Source organism: Pseudomonas sp. GW821-FHT01C01, from assembly GCF_059422645.1.
Genome location: NZ_JBWKXF010000007.1, coordinates 82724 through 102066, shown reverse-complemented (window position 1 = coordinate 102066; position 19343 = coordinate 82724). Strand labels below are relative to the sequence as shown.

Below are 19343 nucleotides of genomic sequence, written 5' to 3'. Positions count from 1 at the left end.
CTTGATCATCATCCAACGTGATCGCTACAGCTAGACTAGGGTGCGTTCCAAGTCCCGGCAAGTGATGAGCAAAAAACACCCGTAGCCCCCCTCGCAATATCTATATACCGCACGAACCCCCTTCCAGGTCGTTGTAATCGGTAGTGATCGCCCTGCTGAACCGCAGGGAACCAACCGAAACAAGACAAGAGAAGCCGCATCATGCAAACACTCACTTCAGACGCCCCAGGCATTTCAATTAGCACTTCAGACGCCTCAGGCACTTCATCCCCGACCACCGCTCAGGTCCATCAGGGTCAACTCCAAGACTATAAACTGTTGCTAACGGTTTTACGGGATGTGGAGGGTTCAGTATCTCGTTTTTCCCAAATGCTACTCAGGCCACGATTTTTTTCACCCATGGATCATGAAAACGAAACTGGCCAGGAAGCGTTACAGCAGCTGCTTGTGGATCCCGACTACGTTGAATTGTGCCAAAAAAACAACGTCTCCCCGCATCATCTGATCGTCACCTTGAATGAAGGCGCCTTTGTTTATGAGACATCAGATCGTGAAGGTGCAAACAAGACCGAACTGAATCTGACAGGAAACGACAACTGGAAAGCACTTCGAACCCGGATCGAACAGGCTGCCACTTTGCTGGGTGGACAAATTCGCTATGACCGCTTGATCCCGGCACCCAGATTTGCCACGTTTTACGGGTTGCACCCATGGGATCTGGCCAACTCCGCTAAACATCAAGCTGCCATCGACACCCTTGAAGAAAAGGTCGCTAGTTTTCAATTGGGACTCGAGGACGATTTCAACATATTGGACCTCAAACCCATTCTTACGAATGAAGATCGACAGGTTTCGTTTCAAGGTGTCCTGACAACCGATTCCAGTGATGAATTGCATGGGCAGTTCATTACAGGCGAAATCCAAAGAGTCATCCAATCGTTTCTACCTGATGGGATTACATCCCCGCTGACCCATTTGGCCAACGACATTCTGACATCAGCCATACCTGAAAAGGTGGGTGCCCAGCCAACCGTTTTTCTTCAAAAAATCCTGCAAAGTCCGGAAGCCGAAAAACTGGGAACCGTCTTACTGACGACGATAGATTGGTACGGAGGAAAAACGGGTGAAGAAACCTCGTCTTATATACGCACCAAAGTGGTAGCCCAAGCCCTGCGAATCTGGTTCAAATCGAAATTTATTGTATACCCCGACAGGATCGCCGGTTATGACCTGGAATCAAACTTAAACTGGGGAAAAAGTTACAGCGATATATGGATGGATTTCATAGATCATTTACTCACATCGAAACGGGCCTTCTCAAAAGAAGAAGCCATTGTCATGGCGAGGCTGTACCTCTGCGAGTTCCCAACCGAGTTCCGCATCAGCGACATTCCGCCAGAGCTGCCATACAGGAGCTCCGTCGTCTGGGTGAATTTTGTGAACGGCGTAAATTTTATAAACCTTACCGACTCCAAGGCGCTGTACAGAAAAACCTTCCAGCAGTTGGTCAATATGCCTTTAAAAATAAGCAAGGACGCGAAAGAAGAGCAACTGCCCGCTATAGCTCTCGCAAGACTGCTGCCGACAATGGAATGGGCAGTAACCCAGAGGGTAATTCCTCAAAAACAACATGAGGAATACACACAGACCGAAATTGAGCTAGCAATATCAGAATTGGATACGTACACCAACGCATTGAACGACGCGATCAACAAACTCGACAAGGAGGCACCCAAACGCCTGTCCATAGCAAAATCCGTTGTCGGCAATGATTTCCCCAAGATGGCTGAAGACGGTTCCATAATCGATTCCTACTGGAGTGACCATGAACTGGTGGAGCCTGCTCGATACATCAACTTGGCGAAAAGATATTCAGTCGTTGATGTCGTTGCCGACGATAACTTTGACAGCAAAAAGCCGTGGGCAGTTATCAAAAAAAACAGTACAACCGTTAATTTTTATATTTGGCTGGACGAAGACAGAAAACTGCATATTGGAGACGATTCATCTGGCAAAAAATACAATACCGTTTGCAATGCCAAAGAACTTTTTAAAAACGAATTCAACGACTACAAAACGGCGCTGACTGGCGCTTATGAAACCCTGATAAAAAGCTTGCTGTCGTCACTGACGCTCCCTGACCGTCAGGCGCTGGAATTGGGAACGCTCAAGATATACACCTTGAGAAAGGAAACGTATAAAGTAGAAGCCAAGCACGAAACACCTGAAAAAACATTACTGCTCCGCGCCCGTAACGGCCTGCTGTTGGTGACTATATACAATGGTGTTACCAGCACATTCGAACTGCTGCCAAGAGCCGGAATTATACGTCGCATCAACAATCTGGACACGAAGTTATTTGGCGGTCTGCTCAAGACAGAGACCTGGCACATAGGTATGAATCCCTACCACGTCGAAGTCTTGTGCCATAAGACACTACCCTTTGACTGGAAAGCTCACTCAACAGGCAGTAAACCTCTGAGCGCAGCGCAGTGCGAGGCCATCATCGAACAATTGGGCCACACGTTCATGCCTCCTGTCAGCACTTTGGAGAATGCCGACGATGTAGCCCTGACGATAAACTCAAAACGCGGCCAGGAAATCAGTCACTTCATCGCAACCGAACTGTTGTTCGTTGATCCGAAAGCACTTCACGAGGCCGCTTATGGCCAGACACTGTTTGACCGCGACAGGGCCTCTCAGGAAAGCTTCGCAAATTTCGCCAAGAGTCTCGTACCGTTCTGGAAGTCTATCGAAGACATTAACTCCGATGATACAGAGCGTAAGGTGAACGGTGCATTTGGCCTGTCGCTGGACCTGGCTTCATTTGCTTTGCCCATCGGCAAACTGGCCTCCGGTTCGTTAAAACTGCTTAGCAATGCAAGCCGCCTGACGGTAATCGCCAGACTCACGGTATTTGCTTCACTGACTAAAGAGGTGTCGATCTTGGCCCTGCAGGCATTGAATCCGGTTGATGGAGTCGGCTCGCTGCTCAAGACGCTGGGATCCCGAGGGGTAAAACTGGGCAGATCCGGTATTTTCAGGATCAAAGCCATGGCGGGCAAGGCCGGCCACTACGAATTTGCTCAGAGCCTGCCACAAATCGACGATACGCGGCGCTGGAAGCCGTTGTCGACCGGTGATCGACTGGCTTCAGTCAAAGGCCTTGAAGATGTGCCTGTACGCAATACCGGCTCCATTGCATCGCCGGCCTTCCATGCAGTAGATCCCGTTTCAGGCAAACCTTTCGGACCGCGTTTGTCCGCGCATGACATATCAATGGGCCCTTCGACATATCAGCGCATAGGCATCGCGGATAACGAGGAGTTGTATGTAATTGCCGGAACAGTTCATGTGAGAAAGACATTAGAGGTTGATGGTAGAACAACTGTGTTCATCGACAAGGTGCCATACCGAAATCATGAAAATGCTTTGTGGCGCGTCGACAGCCTCGATGCAAGCAAGAGTCTCAAAACTGTACCTTGTCGTTCTCGCAGAGCCCCTGGAGAAATCTGCAAAACCAAGTACGTCATTACCAACTTTCCTGCTGAACGCCCCGCCGAAGGCACTTTTATGGATTTTGAGGATAGTTGGGCTCCGTGGTTCGGGGACGGCAGATTCACACCCTCTCAACCGACATCAACTCAATCCCGTCAACTACTGGCGTTTGAAGGAAAAATTTACGAACTCACAGGTGGCAAACTCATTCCTTACAAGGGCAGGCCTCAATGGATCGGCCTTCAGCAAAAAACGCCTATTCCCAAGAACACCATCAACGCCCACCTCGAATTTCAGGACGGAATCTATGGAGGCTTGAAAGTGACCGGTAGCGCCGAAAAAATCGATGATGTGCATGAAGTCGGCGCGCTCGTCGTTTATTCCAAGGACGAAAGCCATCGGTATGTTTTCGCCAGGCTGCATATGGATGATTACTACATGGTCAAATTTTCAGCCAGCGAGAGCGTCCAGGGGACGTTGCAAATGAACAAGGTGCCCGAACAACGTTTTTTGGAAGATACGGTCGAAAAAGAGCTACGACGCATATACACAGGGTCTTTGAATGCGAACAACATGGTGCGCATTCATGGAAGAGATAAGGTCCATCAGGCGCTGGATAAACTCGATGAATTCGCGGTAAATATTGGAGCACCGGCGAACCCTCTCGATGAATTGAAGTGGGTGAAGGTGACAGCTTATTCGGCATCATCACTACTGCTTGATGGCCCAACAAGGGCCACTGCCGCGACACTTTCAGATGGCGCCGATCTATGGACCAGAAGCACTATGACGCCCCCCGAATTACAGCAAAGTGTTGCGAATAGATTCGACGCCCTTTTTTTAAGGGCCACAAGTGAGGTATCCAACAGCACAAAGATTGACAAAGCAATGGAGGATCTACAAAAGCTCCTTCCATTCAATCAGCAGAGGCTGCGTAATATCGCTTTTGCCGAAGTCAAAACCGCTGCAGGAAAAAATGAAATTTACGTCAGCGTTTCTGGAGCTGGAGACAACACCAAACACCTCCCCCTGTTCAAGTCCAAGGGAAAGACGGGAGTAGTTGAGTTCGATGACTCGGTCTATTTCAACATCGACAAGTTGAGGGAGCCGATAAATCCTGAATCCTTAAAACTATCGAGTAGCGAGGTATTGCTATCGATCCCTCACCCAATTAACGACCCAGCCCGACCCGACGTTATCAATTGGGCAACATCAGTAGATAGCGAAAGTAAATTGATCGGTTTCATCAGTGATAAATACCCAAACACGGGTGACATCAAATCGATCAACGTTGTCACTACCCTGCCGCCGTGCGACTCGTGCTCAATCATTCTGAAAGGGTTCAATTATGACCATGGGGTCGATGCGCTCAACGTGATATGGGGCAAGCGCCCTAATGGACGCAAAGCACAATCCTGACAACCTCGGCGACGAATCCAGCAGCATCGGCAGCTCTTTGAGCAATCCAAACCAAGTTCAACCCGCTCAATGCTGCTGCAAATGCCCATACAGCTTGGCGTACAAACCACCATCGGCGATCAGCCGCTGGTGGTCGCCATCCTCGGCAATCTGCCCGCCATCGAACACCAGCACCCGGTCGGCTTGTTTCACCGCCGACAGTCGGTGGGCAATGATCAATGTAGTGCGATTGCTCAGGAACCGCGCCAGTGCCTGGTGCAGGTTGTATTCGGTGGCGGCGTCCAGCGCCGAGGTGGCCTCGTCCAGAATCACCACTTTGGGTTCGGCCAGCACCATCCGGGCGATGGCCAGGCGTTGGCGCTGACCGCCGGACAAACGCACACCGGAGCGCCCGACGATGCTGTCCAGGCCATTGGGCAAATCCCGGACCGTACCGTGCAATTGGGCAATTTCCAGCGCCTGCCAGCAGGCCTCGTCACTGCGTAAACGGCCCATGGTCAGGTTGGCCCGTATGGTGTCGTTGAACAGCGCCGGGTGTTGCAGGACCACGGCTACATTTTCCCGCACGGTTTCCAGGCCTATTTCCTGCTGGGTCGAACCGCCGAAACGGATGGTCCCGGCCTGCGGCGTGTACAGACCAAGCAGCAACTGCACCAGCGTGCTCTTGCCGCCGCCACTGGCACCGACGATCGCGACCTTTTCGCCGGGGGCGATGGACAGGTTCATCTGGTTCAAGACCAGTTCATCACCGTAACCGAAACTCAACCCTTGCACTTCCAGCCCGACCGTCTCGCGAGCGTTGAACGGATCGACTCCGCCCGGGTACTCGGGCTCATCGTCACGGGACAGCAGTTCGTTGATCCGCGACAGCGCACCGCCGGCAGCGTAGTAGGCATATTGCAGGTTCAGCAGTTGTTCCACCGGACCGATCATGAACCACAGGTAGCTGAACACCGCGAGCATCTGGCCGATTGAAAGGTCGGAAAACAGCACGGTGAGCATCGCCGCGGCCCGGAAAATATCGATGCCGAACTGGAACAGCAAACCGCTGGCGCGGTTCGACGCATCGGTTTTCCATTGCGAATTCACCGCATAGTCACGCACGTCCCGGGCGCGTTGCCCCAGGCGACCGAGGAAAAAACCCTGGCGGTTGCCGGCACGAACTTCCTGGATCGCATCCAGCGTTTCAGTCAGCGCCTGGGTGAAGCGCGAAGTGCTGTCGTTCTCGAGTTTCTTCAGGTGCTTGACACGCTTGCCCAACTGCACCGTGGCGTAGATCACCAGCGGGTTGAACAGCAGGATCAGCAATGCCAGTTTCCAGTGCATCCACATCAGAATGCCGGCAGTGCCGACCAGGGTCAGCATGGCCACGAGGAAACGGCTGAGGGTTTCGCCGACGAATTTGTCCAGCGTGTCCAGGTCAGTCACCAGGTGCGTGGTCACCGTGCCGCTACCCAGGCTTTCATATTCACCCAGGGAAATACGCTTGAGCCGTTCGATCAGCCGCACACGAATCCGATAGACGATGTCCTTGGCCAGCCCGGCGAACAGTTTTGCCTGCACCACGTTGAACAGCAATGCCGTGCAACGCAGGGTCAAGGTCACCAGCAGCATCAGGCCGATATAACCCGCGGCCTTCTGCCACTCTTCGGGCAGCGCGTGGTTCATGATCTTCAGCGCAGCATCACCGTGACCCAGCAACACTTCATCCACCAGCAACGGCAGGAGCAAGGGAATCGGCACGCTGCACAAGGTCGCCAACACGGCCACGCCGTTGGCGATCCACAGGGATTTCTTGTGATGCAGGGCCAGGCGACGGATTTCCGCCCAGCTCAGACGGTCGACACGTTTAGCGGTAGAGACATCATCGGACAGGTCAGGCACAGGCAGCACGCTCCAGCCAGCGGCCGAGCAGCGGGGACAGCACGCTCAGAGGCTGATAGCCGTTGGTCAGCAATGCCAATTGACCCTTGCGTTCAGCGAGCAATGTAGGAAAACCGGCGATGCCCAGGTCCTGGACCCAGGTGAAATCGGCGGCGGTGGCTGCGTGCATATCAGCCCGGTCGAAAGCGCCTGCGAACTCGATGCGCGGCAGACCGGCCTGTTCCGCCAACTCGACCAGCACGCTGGCCTGGGTGACATCACGGCCTTCGGCATAAAATGCGTGCTGAATCAGCCCGAGCAGTTTCAACGCGCAATCCGGCGCCAGGCTGCGCGCCGTCACCAAGGCCCGGCAGGCAGGTTCGGTGTCGTAGACAAAACCGTCGGGCAGCGCGCCTTCGATCTTGAACGGCTGGCCGGTGGCCTCAGTGACCGCTTGCCAATGCTCAAAGATATAGCGTCGGGTGGTCGGTTCAAGCGCCGCACCGCTACCGGTGCGCAAGCCGCCCACAATCAAGTGCACTTCCACGCCTGCGGCTTGCGCCTGCTCGACCAGTGCGTTGGCCACCGGGGCAAACCCCCAGCACCAGGAACACATTGGGTCCATCACATAGAGCAGGCGCGCAGACATGGTTCAGGCCTCGGAGGATGCTTGCTTGTAGTTGTAGCCGATCGGGTGAGGCATGTTGCGGGCCTTGGCCAGTTCGATCTGCTTCTGTCGGTCGATGGCACTACGACGAGTCTTCTCGCTCAGCTTATCCCAGCAATGCGGGCAACTGATGCCGGCCACGTAATGCTCGGACGCACGGTCTTCAACGCTGACTGGCGTGCGGCAGGCATGACATTGATCGTAGTCGCCTTCGCTCAGGTCGTGGCGCACGGTCACGCGGTTGTCGAACACAAAGCAGTCGCCCTGCCACTTGGTTTCTTCCTGCGGCACCTCTTCGAGGTACTTCAGGATGCCGCCCTTGAGGTGGTAGACCTCATCGAAACCTTCGCTGAGCATGTAGCTCGACGCCTTCTCGCAGCGGATGCCGCCGGTGCAGAACATCGCGACCTTCTTGTGCACGGACGGGTCGAAGTTGGCTTTGATGTAGTCGGGAAATTCGCGAAAACTGGTGGTTTTCGGGTCGATGGCGCCTTCGAAAGTACCGATCGAGACTTCGTAATCGTTACGGGTGTCGATCAACAGCACTTCCGGGTCGCTGATCAGCGCGTTCCAGTCCTGCGGATCGACGTAGGTGCCGACCTTTTTGTTCGGGTCCACCCCGTCCACGCCGAGGGTGACGATTTCTTTCTTGAGTTTGACTTTGGTGCGGTAGAACGGCTGCTCGTCGCAGTACGACTCTTTATGGTCGATGTCGTCCATGCGCGGGTCATTCTTGAGCCAGGCCATCAGCCCGTCGATGCCTTCGCGGCTGCCGGACACAGTGCCGTTGATGCCTTCTTCGGCAATCAGCAGTGTGCCTTTGATGCCGTTGTCGACCATCGCTTGCAGCAGCGGCTCGCGCAGGGCGACGTAATCTTCCAGGGTGACGAACTTATACAGTGCCGCCACGACAATCTGTTGTGTCATGGGTAAATCTCCAGGTGGCTACCCTCGTAAGGGGTGAACCGGATGCGAAAAAAAACGCGCCGGGTTAGCGGCGCGTTGCATAGTCTAACAAAAATAAAACCTTCCCTGTAGGAGCTGGCTTGCCAGCGATGGCGCCCGTGAGATTGCCATCGCTGGCAAGCCAGCTCCTACCGGAAGCGTGCAGCTGCTTAATGCTTGCTGCCGCCGGCACAGGTCGGCGAGGCCGGGGCTGCGTCGATCTGTGCCCATTCCTCTGGCGTGTAGGTATGCAGCGCCAACGCATGGAACTCGCCCATCAGCTCGCCCAGCGTGGCATAGACTTTCTGATGACGCTTGACACGGTTGAGCCCGGCAAACTGCTCGCTGACCACCACCGCCTTGAAATGGGTCTGCAATCCGCGGCTGTGCATGTGGCTCTCATCCAGCACTTGCAGATGCTCGGGCTGAAGCAGGGCGAGCGTCGATTCGATGCGTTGTTGCATGGTCATACCGAACTCCGCTTAAGGCTTTTTCTTGGCTGGAGCAGCCGCGTCTTGCGGGGTCAGCTCAGCTGTCATGTCAGCCAGCAGCTTGTTGACCACCGGTACCGCGCTTTCCAGCTTGGCCTGGGTCATCTGGGCCGATTGCTGGGTCAGCTGGGGCATTTTTTCCAGGACTTTCTTGCCCAGTGGCGACTGGTAGAACGCAACCAGGTCCTTGAGCTCGGATTCGGTGAAGTTGGTGGTGTAGAGCTTGACCATGTCCGGCTTCAGCTTGTTCCAGCCAATGGCCTGGTCCAGAGCGGCGTTGGCCTTGGCCTGGTAGGTTTCCAGCACGGCCTTTTTCGACTCAGGGGCTTTAGTCTGTTCGAAACGCTGGGCAAACATCTGCTGTACTTGCATGTACACCGGGGTGCCCAGTTTGTCAGCGTGCGCCATGGTCAGGAAAGCCTCGGCACTGGCGTTATGGCTGGCGGTGTCGGCAAGAACCTGGCCGCTGGCGCAGACCAATGCAACAGCGGTACAGATGGCACGAAGACGAGTCATCGGGTTTCCTTTTCTAGCTGGCGAGGTAAGACCCCAAGGGCGTCCATTCTGCGCCTAAAAAAGTGTGTCGCTCAACCCCAAGCCTTGTCGCGCCTGATTTAGAGGGGTTGAATGGTCAATTACAGACTGATGGAACCGCGGCCGTCGATCACGGCCTAAACTGCGCAATCGGACCTACAGGAGTGAGCAAGATGAGCCGTATCGAAACCGACAGCCTCGGCCAGGTTGAAGTCCCGGATGAAGCCTATTGGGGCGCTCAGACGCAACGCTCGCTGATCAACTTCGCCATCGGCAACGAGCGCATGCCGCTGGCCGTGTTGCATGCCCTGGCGCTGATCAAGAAAGCCGCGGCACGGGTCAATGATCGCAATGGCGACGTGCCCGCCGATATCGCCCGCCTGATCGAGCAGGCGGCCGACGAAGTGCTCGCCGGCAACCACGACGACCAGTTTCCGCTGGTGGTCTGGCAAACCGGCAGTGGCACCCAGAGCAATATGAACGTCAACGAAGTGATCGCCGGCCGCGCCAACGAACTGGCCGGCAACCCGCGCGGCGGCAAGTCCCCAGTGCATCCCAACGATCACGTCAATCGCTCCCAGAGTTCCAACGACTGCTTCCCCACTGCCATGCACATCGCGGCCGCCCAGGCTGTGCAACATCACTTGCTGCCGGCGATCAGCGAGCTGTCCGGCGGGCTGGCCGAGCTGGCTGCTCGCCATATGAAACTGGTCAAAACCGGCCGCACCCACATGATGGATGCGACACCGATCAGCTTCGGCCAGGAAATCTCGGCTTTCATCGCGCAACTCGATTACGCCGAGCGGGCGATCCGCAGCGCGCTGCCCGCGGTCTGCGAGCTGGCCCAGGGCGGAACGGCCGTCGGCACCGGGCTGAACTCACCTCACGGGTTCGGCGAGGCCATCGCCGCAGAGTTGGCCGCCCTCTCAGGCTTGCCGTTTATCACCGCGCCGAACAAATTCGCCGCACTGGCCGGCCATGAGCCGCTGACCACGCTGTCCGGTGCGCTGAAAACCCTCGCCGTGACGCTGATGAAAATCGCCAACGATCTGCGCCTGCTGGGTTCCGGTCCGCGCGCCGGCTTCGCCGAAGTCAAGCTGCCGGCCAATGAACCAGGCAGTTCGATCATGCCGGGCAAGGTCAACCCGACCCAGTGCGAAGCGTTGTCGATGCTGGCCTGCCAGGTCTTGGGCAATGACGTCGCCATCGGCTTTGCAGCCAGTCAGGGCCATTTGCAGTTGAACGTGTTCAAACCGGTGATCATCCATAACCTGCTGCAATCGATCCGCTTGCTGGGCGATGGCTGCAGCAACTTCCAGCAGCACTGCGTGGCAGGTCTGGAGCCGGATGCGGAAAAAATGGCTGAACACCTGGAACGAGGCCTGATGCTGGTGACGGCGCTCAACCCGCACATTGGCTATGACAAATCGGCGGAGATCGCCAAGAAGGCCTACAGCGAAGGACTGACCTTGCGCGAGGCGGCGTTGCAACTCGGGTACCTGACTGATGAAGAGTTCGATGCCTGGGTACGGCCGGAGAACATGCTGGAGGCTGGGGCCAAGGGCTGAACTCTGTAGCGCCTGAAAGTCCGTCTTCGCGGGCAAGCCCGCTCCCACATTTGACCGCGTTCGCAGTTCAATGTGGGAGCGGGCTTGCTCGCGAAGAACGATAATACGGTCTACCGACCGACCGCCATCCGCATCCGCCGCGCCTTCAACCCGGCAATCAACGAAGGCCCCAACGCCACCAGCGCCGACCCCAGCACCACCAGCACCGCGCCGCCATAACCCAGACCATTGATCGTCTCGGCATGTACATAGTCGGGCCACAGCCACGCGGCCAAGGCAACGGCAACGAAAGTCACCAGCGGCGTGATGGCCAGCGTCGCGCTGACCCGGGAGGCTTCCCAATGGGCCAGGGCCTCGGCAAACGCGCCATAGGCAATCAGGGTGTTGAGGCAGCATGCCAGCAGCAACCATCCCTGCAACGGGTTCAATTGCAGTGCTTCAAGCGGATGTACCCACGGCGTCAACAGCAGCGCGCAAAACAGGTAGATCACCATCATCACCTGCAGCGAATTCCACACCGTCAGCAATTGCTTCTGCCCCAGGGCATAGAAGGTCCAGACCGTGGACGCCAGCAGCACCAGCAGCACGCCGGCGGTGTAGTCGGTCAGCGACGTGAGCAATTCACTCAGGCGCTGGTTGAAAAACAGCGCAAAACCGATCAGCAGCACCAGCAGCCCGATCCCCTGCCCCAGGCTGAAACGCTCCTTGAACACGAACAGGCTGGCGATCAGCAGCATGATCGGCCCCATTTGCACCACCAGTTGCGCCGTGCCGGGGCTGAGCAGGTTCAGGCCCATCAGATACAACACATAGTTACCGACCAGGCCGAGCACCGCCATCAGCACCAGCCAGCCACCGCGCGGACCGAGCACTTTGCGGCTGGGCAAGCGCCTGGTGGCTGCCAGGTAAATGAACAGGCAGCCGCCGGACACTATCAGGCGAAACCAGGTCACCGTCACCGGGTCCATCACCAGCAACACCTGCTTGAGCTTGATCGGCAGGATTCCCCACAACAACGCGGTCAGCAAGGCCAGGAACAGACCGTAAACCCAGCGACCCGATGAAATGTGCATGTGAACCCCGAAGCCAAATAACAGGAGCCGTCATTCTAGGCGCAGAGCGGTGACGCACACAGGGACAGTTACGGTCTGGCCGCGAATGAAACTGTGCGGGTCGCAATGTGAAAGACTGCGGCGCCTGCATTCGCGAGCAAGCCCGCTCCCACATTTGACCGTGTACACCGTTCAATGTGGGAGCGGGCTTGCTCGCGAAAGCTATCTGGCAGTCAACACAAAGTGCGGAGACCTAGCGCACCGCCTCAAACAACCCCGTAGCCCCCATCCCGCCACCCACGCACATGGTGACGATGCCGTAACGCAGATTGCGTCGCTGCAACTCACGAACGAGATGCCCGACCTGGCGCGAACCGGTCATGCCGAACGGGTGGCCGATGGAAATCGAACCACCGTTGACGTTGTACCGGGCGTTGTCGATTTCCAGCCGGTTGCGGCTGTACAGGCACTGCGAGGCAAACGCTTCGTTGAGCTCCCAGAGGTCGATGTCGTCAATCCGCAAGCCTTTGGCCTTGAGCAGTTTCGGTACCGAAAACACCGGGCCGATGCCCATCTCGTCCGGTGCGCAACCGGCCACGGTAAACCCGCGGAAGAACGCTTTCGGCTTGAGCCCCAGTTCCAGCGCTTTTTCCAGGCTCATCACCAGGGTCATGGACGCGCCGTCAGACAGTTGCGACGAGTTGCCCGCCGTGACCGAGCCGTCTTCGGCAAACACCGGTTTCAACCCCGCAAGACTTTCCAGGGTGGTGTCCGGGCGGTTGCAGTCATCGCGGTCGACGATGCCGTCGAGGATCTGTGCCTGACCGGTGGTCTTGTCCTCGACGCGGTATTTCACCGCCATTGGCACGATTTCATCAGTGAACAGCCCGGCGGCTTGAGCCTGGGCGGTACGCTGCTGACTTTGCAGGGCGTACAAATCCTGCTCTTCACGGCTGACGCTGTACCGACGTGCGACGATTTCAGCGGTCTGGCCCATCGGAAAGTAGATGCCCGGCACCTGTTCCTTGAGCAGCGGGTTGATCAGGTTGTCGGTATTGACGCTTTTCATGGTCAGGCTGATGGATTCGACGCCGCCGGCGACGATGATGTCGCTGCAACCCGAAGCGATCTGGTTGGCAGCGATAGCGATTGCCTGCAAGCCCGAGGAACAGAACCGGTTGAGGGTCATGCCGGCCGTGCCGACACCCAGGCGAGACAACACCGCGACGTTGCGACCGATATTGAAACCCTGTGCGCCTTCGTTGGAGCCGGCACCGACGATGCAGTCCTCGACGCTCGCCGGATCGATACCGGTGCGTGCCAACAGTGCATCGACACAGTGTGCCGCCATGTCGTCCGGGCGGGTCATGTTGAATTTACCGCGAAAGGATTTGGCCAGGCCGGTCCGCACGCTGTCGACGATCACCACTTCACGCATGGCATACCTCATTGTTGTTGTCGGTTGAGAGTGGACCGAGCATAAGTCCACCCCTTCACCGACCGCGACAATCATTCACCTCGCGTATGCGTAACCATCGCCTCAATCCTTGTCCTTATGCTTCTTGCGCTCGTGGCGGTCGGATCTTTCGAACGCCTCCTCCAGTGCCCGGTTGATGGTGCGCAGTACCTTGACTCGCGCCCAGCGCTTGTCGTTGGCTTCCACCAGGGTCCATGGCGCAATTTCGGTGCTGGTACGGTCGACCATGTCGCCGACCGCCGCGCGATAGTCATCCCATTTTTCACGGTTGCGCCAATCGTCCTCGGTGATCTTGAAGCGCTTGAACGAAATTTTTTCGCGCTCCTGGAAGCGCTCCAGTTGCGTCTGTTTGTCGATGGACAGCCAGAACTTGACCACGATCACCCCGGCGTCGGTGACCTGTTCTTCGAAATCGTTGATTTCACCGTAGGCACGCAGCCAGTCCGCCGGGCTGCAAAAGCCTTCGACACGCTCCACCAATACCCGGCCATACCAGGAGCGGTCGAACACGGTGAACTTGCCCCGGGCCGGAAGATGACGCCAGAAGCGCCACAGATACGGTTGCGCCCGTTCTTCTTCGGTGGGCGCGGCAATCGGTACGATGCTGTACTGACGTGGGTCCAGTGCCGCCGCCACCCGGCGGATCGCCCCGCCCTTGCCGGCCGCGTCGTTGCCCTCGAATACCGCCACCAGTGCGTGCCGGCGCATGCGTTTGTCACGCATCAACCCGGAAAACCGTGCCTGCTCGGTGATCAGCTGTTCCTCGTAATCTTCCTTGTCCAGGTGCAGGGTGAGGTCCAGGCTGTCGAGCAAATTCACTTGATCGACACTGGGGAACACTGGCGCCGCGCTGACCTTTTCCGGATGGATCGTCGGCCGCGTCAATGCGCCGTGCAGGCCCGCCAGCAGAATCCGCCCCACGGCCAGGTTCCGATAATGTGCATCCGCCCCGGCGATCACATGCCAGGGTGCATAGTCGCGACTGGTGCGGCGCAACACCCGTTCGCCGTACTTCACGAAGCGGTCGTAGGTTTGCGACTGCTGCCAGTCCAGCGGGCTGATGCGCCAGCTGTGCAGCGGGTCGTCGGCCAGTGCCTTGAGGCGTGCCTTCATTTGCTTTTTGGAGAGGTGAAACCAGAACTTGAAGATCAGCGCACCTTCGTCACAGAGCATTTTTTCCAGACGCTCGGCCCCGTTGATCGCCTGGTCGAGACGCGGATCCTTGAACTCGCCATGGACCCGTCCCTGCAGCATCTGGCTGTACCAGTTGCCGAAGAAAATCCCCATGCGGCCCTTGGCCGGAAGCATCCGCCAGTACCGCCAGGCCGGTGGCCGCGCCAGCTCTTCGTCGGTTTGCTGGTCGAACGTGCGGACCTCGATCAAGCGCGGGTCCATCCACTCGTTGAGCACCTTGATCGTCTCGCCCTTGCCGGCACCTTCGATGCCGTTGATCAAAATGATCACCGGAAAGCGGCGTTGCTGCTGCAATTCGAATTGCGCTTCGAGCAACGCTTCGCGCAGGGCCGGGACTTCGGCGTCATAGGTGTCTTTGTCGATGGCGTGATCGATTTCGGCAGATTCAAACATGAGCGGCTCCCTTCCAGATGTGAGCAAGACTAGCGGATGCACCTCTCCTGCGTGGAAGAAATCCATTGATGGGGCAGATACGAAACTCGTGGCGAGGGAGTTTGTTCCCGCTGGACGGCGAAGCTATCCCAAACCCTTTCTCAAGGGGACTGGGACCAGTGCGGCTGCTTCGCAACCGAGCGGGAGCAAGCTCCCTCGCCACAGGTTTTTGTGCAGGCCATCGATTTTCGATGACTCAGCCAATGCATGCTTTGCCACGGACCAAGCAACGCCCCGTCGATCGGCTAGAATGGCGGCCTTGCCGTTGCCGAGCCTGCCATGAAACCTGTACTGCCCCACGCCCAACTCGACTGGGACGACCAAGGTCGTCCGTATTCGCGAGTGTTCGACGATGTGTACTTCTCCGATCAGTCGGGGCTGGATGAAACCCGCTATGTGTTCATCGAACAGAACCGTTTGGCCGAACGTTTTGCCGCCTTGCCGCAGGGCGGGCGCTTGGTCATCGGTGAGACGGGGTTTGGCACGGGGCTGAATTTTCTGTGTGCCTGGCAGGTGTTCGAGCAACACGCGGCGGCCGGTGCGCGGCTGCATTTTGTCAGCGTCGAAAAGTACCCGCTGAGCCCGGCTGACTTACAACGTGCCCTGGCGCTGTGGCCGGAACTCAAGGTGTTTGCCGATCAGTTGCTGGCGCAGTACGTGGCGATCCACCAGGGTTTTCAGCGTCTGACGCTGGATAACGGCCGTGTCACCCTGACCCTGCTGATCGGCGACGCGCTGGAACAACTGCCCCAACTCGATGCCCGGATCGACGCCTGGTTCCTCGACGGTTTCGCTCCGGCGAAAAATCCCGACATGTGGACCGCCGAACTGTTTGCCGAACTCGCACGCCTGGCCGCCCCCGGCGCGTCCATCAGCACCTTCACCAGCACCGGTTGGGTGCGGCGCCTGCTCAATGCCGCCGGCTTCAAGATGAAACGCATCCCCGGCATCGGCCACAAATGGGAAATCCTGCGCGGCGAGTTTCTCGGCTGGCCGCAGGAAACGCCTGCCCCTGCCCTGGATAAACCCTGGTTTGCCCGCCCGGCTCCGCTGACCGGCGAACGCCAGGCACTGGTGATCGGTGCCGGGCTGGCCGGTTGTGCCAGCGCCGCCAGCCTCGCCGCGCGGGGCTGGCAAGTGACATTGCTGGAGCGCCACGCCGACATCGCCCAGGAAGCCTCGGGCAACCCACAGGGCGTGCTCTACCTGAAGTTATCGGCCCATGGCACGGCGCTGTCGCAAATGATCGTCAGCGGTTTCGGCTACACCCGACGACTGCTCGAACACTTGCAACGGGGCCGCGACTGGGACGATTGCGGTGTGCTGCAACTGGCGTTCAACGCCAAGGAGGCCGAACGCCAGATGCAGTTGGCGCAAGCGTTTCCTGCGGATCTGTTGCACTTGATGGATCAACCCGAGGCACAGGCCCTGGCCGGCATCGGGCTGGCACACGGGGGCCTGTTCTATCCCGAAGGCGGCTGGGTTCACCCACCGGCGTTGTGCCAATGGCAGGCATCGCACCCGCTGGTTAATGTGCTTGCGCATCACGATGTGCTCGAACTGCGCAAAGTTGAGGGCCAGTGGCAGGCCTGGGACGGCGAACGATTGCTTGCCAGCGCGCCGGTGGTGGTGCTCGCCGGTGCTGCTGAAATCCAGCGTTTCCCCGAGAGCGCCGGATTGCCGCTCAAACGCATTCGCGGACAAATCACGCGCCTGGCGCAAACCCCGCAAAGCCAGTCCCTCGGCACGGTGGTGTGTGCCGAAGGCTATGTCGCCCCCGCGCGGTTCGGCGAACACACCCTGGGGGCCAGTTTCGATTTCAAGAGCGAAGACCTGACACCCACCACGGCAGAGCACCTGGGCAATCTGGCCATGCTCGAAGAAATTTCCCACGATCTGGTCACGCGGCTGGAGATCGATCGGCTCGACCCTGAAAGCCTTCAAGGTCGCGCTGCCTTCCGTTGCACCAGCCCTGACTATTTGCCGATCGTCGGTCCGCTGGCCGACAGCCAGGCCTTCGCCCAAGCCTATGCCGCGCTGGGCAAGGACGCCCGGCAAGTGCCGGATATCCCATGCCCATGGTTCGATGGTTTATACGTCAACAGTGGCCACGGCTCGCGGGGTCTGATCACCGCGCCGTTGTCTGGTGAATTACTCGCCGCCTGGCTGGATAACGAACCCCTGCCCTTGCCCAGAAGCGTGGCCGAAGCCTGCCACCCCAACCGTTTTGCCCTGCGGCGCTTGATCCGGGGCAAGTAGTCGATACAGCAGACGAAGTCTCCCTCACGGGGGGGATTCGGCTGTGGTCTGTCGGCATATAACCCATCGATCTAAAACTCCCCTTACCGAGGAGGGTCACTTTCTGAGTACCTGCCGTTTTGGCGTGGTATCGAATGACCCTCCCCAACGGAATAACCGGTAAGGAATTTATGTGCGGATTAGCTGGCGAGTTACGTTTTGATCATCAACCTGCAGACCTTGCAGCCATTGAACGAATCACCCATCACCTGGCCCCTCGCGGCCCCGATGCCTGGGGTTTTCATAGCCAGGGACCGATTGCCCTGGGCCACCGGCGCCTGAAAATCATGGACCTGTCGGACGGCTCGGCGCAGCCGATGATCGACCCGCAATTGGGCTTGTCCCTGGCGTTCAACGGGGCGATCTACAACTTTCCGGAACTGCGCGCGGAACTTGAAAGCCTGGGTTACACCTTCTATTCCGCTGGCGACACCGAAGTGCTGCTCAAGGGCTATCACGCCTGGGGCGAAGCCTTGCTGCCGAAACTCAATGGCATGTTTGCCTTTGCCATTTGGGAGCGCGATGCCCAACGTCTGTTCATCGCCCGCGACCGTCTCGGCGTAAAACCGCTGTACCTGTCGCGCACCGGCCAGCGTTTGCGCTTTGCCTCGGCGCTGCCGGCATTGCTCAAGGGCGGCGACATCAATCCGCTCCTCGATCCCGTGGCGCTCAATCACTATCTGAATTTCCACGCCGTGGTCCCGGCACCGCGCACCTTGCTGGCGGGTATTGAAAAACTGCCACCCGCCACCTGGATGCGCATCGAAGCCGATGGCCGCACCGAGCAGAAAACCTGGTGGACGCTGCCCTACGGCCCTCACGCCGATGAAATGAATCTGACCCTCGAAGACTGGCGCGACCGTGTGCTCGACAGCACCCGCGAAGCAGTCGCCATCCGCCAGCGTGCGGCAGTGGATGTCGGTGTGCTGTTGTCCGGTGGCGTCGACTCAAGTTTGCTGGTGGGCTTGTTGCGAGAAGTCGGCGTAGAAAATCTGTCGACCTTCTCCATCGGGTTTCAGGATACCGGTGGCGAACGCGGCGACGAGTTCCAGTATTCCGACCTGATCGCCCAACACTACGGCACGCAGCATCACCAGTTGCGCATCGATGAAAAAGAGGTCATCGAACAACTGCCTGCCGCGTTCCGGGCCATGAGCGAGCCGATGGTCAGCCATGACTGCATCGCCTTCTACCTGCTGTCCCGGGAAGTGGCCAAACACTGCAAAGTGGTACAGAGCGGCCAGGGCGCCGACGAATTGTTCGCCGGTTACCACTGGTATCCGCAAGTGGACGGTGCGAGCGATCCGTATGCCGCCTACCGCGAAGCATTTTTCGACCGCAGTTACGACGACTACGCCGCCACCGTGCAAGCGAAATGGCTGACTGCGAATGACGCCGCCGGTGACTTCGTCAAAGCCCATTTCGCAAGGCCCGGTGCCGATGCGGCGGTGGACAAGGCCTTGCGCCTGGACAGCACGGTGATGCTGGTGGACGACCCGGTCAAGCGCGTCGACAACATGACCATGGCCTGGGGCCTGGAAGCGCGCACGCCGTTTCTCGACTACCGCCTGGTGGAGTTGTCGGCACGGATTCCCGGGCGTTTCAAACTGCCGGACGGCGGCAAGCAAGTGTTGAAAGAAGCCGCGCGCCAAGTGATTCCAAGTGAAGTGATCGACCGCAAGAAAGGTTACTTCCCGGTGCCGGGCCTCAAGCATTTGCAGGGCGATACGCTGGGCTGGGTGCGCGAGTTGCTGCTCGATCCAAGCCAGGATCGCGGCCTGTTCAAGCCTGCGATGCTCGACCGTCTGCTGACCGATCCGCAGGGACAATTGACGCCCTTGCGCGGCTCGAAGCTGTGGCAACTGGCGGCTCTCAACCTGTGGCTCAGCGAACAAGGAATCTGAC

Annotated in this window: 12 protein-coding genes; 4 read left to right on the top strand and 8 right to left on the bottom strand. The window is 58.0% G+C overall.

The features are described from left to right. Nucleotides 1-201: 201 nt before the first annotated feature. Entirely contained in the window at nucleotides 202-4917 is a 4716-nt protein-coding gene (locus tag AC07XF_RS07200) for a deaminase domain-containing protein (protein WP_495025965.1), read from the top strand. Nucleotides 4918-4983: 66 nt separating this feature from the next. On the opposite strand, the gene AC07XF_RS07195 is transcribed toward AC07XF_RS07200, so the two are convergent. The 5 genes from AC07XF_RS07195 to AC07XF_RS07175 all read right to left on the bottom strand — a co-directional run bounded on the left by AC07XF_RS07195 (nucleotide 4984) and on the right by AC07XF_RS07175 (nucleotide 9399). Beyond that, complete coding sequence (locus AC07XF_RS07195; RefSeq protein WP_495025964.1) at nucleotides 4984-6801, bottom strand: ABC transporter ATP-binding protein; 1818 nt, start codon at nucleotides 6799-6801, stop codon at nucleotides 4984-4986. After that, nucleotides 6794-7429 (bottom strand): DsbA family protein, encoded by a 636-nt coding sequence (locus AC07XF_RS07190; protein WP_495025963.1) that lies wholly within the window; start codon nucleotides 7427-7429, stop codon nucleotides 6794-6796. The genes AC07XF_RS07195 and AC07XF_RS07190 overlap by 8 nt, the downstream gene beginning before the upstream one ends. 3 nt (nucleotides 7430-7432) lie before the next feature. Beyond that, nucleotides 7433-8374, bottom strand: coding sequence for an oxygen-dependent tRNA uridine(34) hydroxylase TrhO (gene trhO / locus AC07XF_RS07185; protein WP_495025962.1), 942 nt, complete (start codon nucleotides 8372-8374; stop codon nucleotides 7433-7435). Nucleotides 8375-8562: 188 nt separating this feature from the next. Further along, on the bottom strand, nucleotides 8563-8862 hold the full coding sequence (locus tag AC07XF_RS07180) for a BolA family protein (RefSeq protein ID WP_495025961.1): 300 nt from the start codon (nucleotides 8860-8862) through the stop codon (nucleotides 8563-8565). 12 nt (nucleotides 8863-8874) lie between these two features. After that, nucleotides 8875-9399 (bottom strand): DUF2059 domain-containing protein, encoded by a 525-nt coding sequence (locus AC07XF_RS07175; protein WP_495025960.1) that lies wholly within the window; start codon nucleotides 9397-9399, stop codon nucleotides 8875-8877. 191 nt (nucleotides 9400-9590) lie between these two features. On the opposite strand from AC07XF_RS07175, the gene AC07XF_RS07170 reads away from it, so the two are divergent. Then, nucleotides 9591-10985, top strand: coding sequence for a class II fumarate hydratase (locus tag AC07XF_RS07170; protein ID WP_495025959.1), 1395 nt, complete (start codon nucleotides 9591-9593; stop codon nucleotides 10983-10985). Between the two features lie 110 nt (nucleotides 10986-11095). Here the strand turns inward: AC07XF_RS07170 and AC07XF_RS07165 are convergent, their stop codons facing one another. The 3 genes from AC07XF_RS07165 to pap all read right to left on the bottom strand — a co-directional run bounded on the left by AC07XF_RS07165 (nucleotide 11096) and on the right by pap (nucleotide 15101). After that, nucleotides 11096-12058 (bottom strand): DMT family transporter, encoded by a 963-nt coding sequence (locus AC07XF_RS07165; RefSeq protein ID WP_495025958.1) that lies wholly within the window; start codon nucleotides 12056-12058, stop codon nucleotides 11096-11098. Nucleotides 12059-12290: 232 nt separating this feature from the next. Beyond that, the gene (locus AC07XF_RS07160; RefSeq protein ID WP_495025957.1) at nucleotides 12291-13475 is read right to left on the bottom strand and encodes a thiolase family protein; all 1185 of its coding nucleotides are present in this window, start codon (nucleotides 13473-13475) and stop codon (nucleotides 12291-12293) included. A gap of 102 nt (nucleotides 13476-13577) precedes the next feature. Next, nucleotides 13578-15101 carry a polyphosphate:AMP phosphotransferase gene (gene pap / locus AC07XF_RS07155; protein ID WP_495025956.1) on the bottom strand — a complete coding sequence of 508 codons (1524 nt, stop codon included), beginning with the start codon at nucleotides 15099-15101 and terminating at the stop codon, nucleotides 13578-13580. Nucleotides 15102-15419: 318 nt separating this feature from the next. Here pap and mnmC point away from each other — a divergent pair, with 318 nt between their 5' ends. Together mnmC and AC07XF_RS07145 are read left to right on the top strand one after the other, a co-directional pair. Beyond that, entirely contained in the window at nucleotides 15420-17399 is a 1980-nt protein-coding gene (gene mnmC, locus AC07XF_RS07150; protein WP_495025955.1) for a bifunctional tRNA (5-methylaminomethyl-2-thiouridine)(34)-methyltransferase MnmC2/FAD-dependent 5-carboxymethylaminomethyl-2-thiouridine(34) oxidoreductase MnmC1, read from the top strand. A 170-nt stretch (nucleotides 17400-17569) separates the two neighbouring features. Beyond that, nucleotides 17570-19342, top strand: a complete 1773-nt coding sequence (locus AC07XF_RS07145) for an N-acetylglutaminylglutamine amidotransferase (protein WP_495025954.1) — start codon at nucleotides 17570-17572, stop codon at nucleotides 19340-19342. The last annotated feature ends 1 nt before the right edge of the window (nucleotide 19343 follow it).